This window comes from Pseudoalteromonas sp. OFAV1, assembly GCF_021532595.1.
Taxonomy (GTDB): Bacteria; Pseudomonadota; Gammaproteobacteria; order Enterobacterales; family Alteromonadaceae; genus Pseudoalteromonas; species Pseudoalteromonas lipolytica_C.
The window spans coordinates 1-2,178 of the sequence record NZ_JAKGBG010000094.1 but is presented as its reverse complement, the minus strand read 5'-3'; the positions used below and the strand labels follow the sequence as shown (position 1 = coordinate 2,178).

The window sequence follows — 2,178 nt, the reverse complement described above, 5'->3', positions numbered from 1 at the left end:
TGTCGGATAGACGACACCTGTTACCAAGTGTCGCCCTCCTAAGAACCGTACGTGCAACTTTCACTGCATACGGCTCAAGCCTTCACGAAGGCACCTAATTGGTACCCAGCAACTTATAAAGCAGCGAGATTAGGCTCATTCCAAGAGTTGCGGCATTGCCTCTTTGCTTTTCTCTTTGCCAAGTATTCTTGGTATAAAGGATCAAAAGGCGTAGCTTCACTCCTGATTTTCACATGTCTCTCTATTGGCACCTTAGCTATTTGAAATAGATTAAACTGACAATCCATGTTCATGTTCATGTTCATGCTCTTCTGCCAACCGTGAAATTGCCATTGGCCTCGACGGTTGATAAAGTACTTCATGGCGATCCAAGTTTTTGATTTTGTTGGATGACGCCTTTTAGCCCAATGCCATAACGCTAGAAATAGTTTGTGGCTCACATATCCGAATACTTGTTTGGCAACGCAATGGCGATAGTAATTCGACCAACCCCTGAGTTTCGGATTTATCAACTTGATTAGATCGTTAACGGGGGTAGTTGCGTGCTTTTTAATGAGTTCGCGCAAGTTACTCAGAAATATTAACGTGTTAGATTTGCTCGGTTTAATGAGCAGTTTTCCTTTGTACTTCCTATGGTTAAAGCCTAGGAAGTCAAAACCACGGCTAATGTGAGTAATGTGCGTTTTCTCTTCGGAGAGCGTTAAGCCTCTATGTGCTAAGAAGTCAGCAATCAACGGTTTGATATCGTTCTCCAGCACGTCCTTTGAAGTGCATGTGACTACGAAATCATCGGCGTATCCTATAAAGTTGGCTCTCGCCCCATTTTTAAGTGCGGTGGACTTAATGCGTTGCTCAAGACCTGCAAGAGTCATCAGCATCAAGGTTGGAGATATGATCCCGCCTTGTGGTGTTCCCTCGTCAGTGCGATAGAACAGCCCTTTGTCCATAAAACCAGACTTTAACCATTGTTCCAACATTCGTTTATCTACAGCTATATTATTCATAAGCCATTGATGCCCAATCTTGTCGAAACAGGCTTTGATATCTCCCTCAAGAACCCATTGCGCGGATTGCTTTTTACTCAAACAGAGAAAACACTGAGCAATAGCATCAGCAGTGCTTCTATTGCGCCGAAATCCGTAGCTATTTGGGTCAGCAAGTGTTTCTGACACAGGCTCTAGTGCAAGAAGGTGAAGCGCTTGTAGCGCTCTATCGACCATGCACGGGATACCCAAAGGTCTGAGCTTGCCGTTTTTCTTAGGGATGTAGATACGCTTGAGCGGTTTGGCTTGATAAGCCTTTCTGCTCAATTGATTGACTGCTTTCATGCGGCGCGTATCCGTATTCCAGATGACGCCGTCTATTCCGGGCGTTTTACTGCCTTTGTTTTGTGATACTCGCTTAACAGCAAGAAGTTTTGCCGAATGCGAGTGAGTCAGTATCCACTGCAACGCTTTCGCTTTGCTGTGTTTACCTTCTCTTGTTGCTTTTGCAATACGCATCTGAAGCTTTAAAACGTGCGACTCAACAGTTTTCCAATTTATGGATTGCCATTGAGCACTGTCAGGGGAGGCACTAATCTCTTTTGAAATCATCATTTGCGTTTCTCCTTGAATAAAGTTCTTCAAATTCTCTTGCAACGGAAGACCAGTCGGAAGTCAGCTCACTTTCGTGCCAGACAGACGTCTGTATCTGCATCATTACAATCCAGCCTTTGCTTTCTCCAACATCCTCTACCTGCATCACTATCGGCTATATAAGCTTTCCCAAAGGGAGTGATACAGGCTTACCGTGTTCCGTATGTTGCGCAATGTCAGGTTAGATGCCCGCTATAGTGCGGAGAGTTCAGTGATCACGAAAGAGCATGGGGCAATCTCTTTCCGACTCTCGTGCCTTTTGGCTACAGCGTATTAACCACTTCCGCTGTTTCATCGTATAACGCACCTTACGCGGATTCACTTATGTTCATCATACTGACTGCCTAGCACTCACCCGATTTGTGGTTATCAGGAGGATCGTCCTCTCACGATTAAGATCCCGATTGGCGCATACCAACCTTCGTTACATTGTCAGAGCCGCTACTTTATTCAGGCTCCTAGGATCATCTGGTGATACAGATGGTTCACTCATTAAGCGGTGAACAGCGCTTCATACGACTTCACGTCGCACGCCCCAAAA

General features: G+C 45.2%; 1 protein-coding gene. It reads right to left on the bottom strand.

All coding sequences use genetic code 11. From position 1 onward, the window contains the following. Positions 1–113: 113 nt before the first annotated feature. Positions 114–1,598, bottom strand: coding sequence for a group II intron reverse transcriptase/maturase (gene ltrA / locus L1267_RS23535; RefSeq protein WP_130051662.1), 1,485 nt, complete (start codon positions 1,596–1,598; stop codon positions 114–116). Between the last annotated feature and the right edge of the window lie 580 nt (positions 1,599–2,178).

Bases quoted from the DNA above. Each gene is read 5' to 3' on its own strand.
- ltrA (WP_130051662.1), bottom strand. From the start codon at position 1,598: ATGATGATTTCAAAAGAGATTAGTGCCTCCCCTGACAGTGCTCAATGG.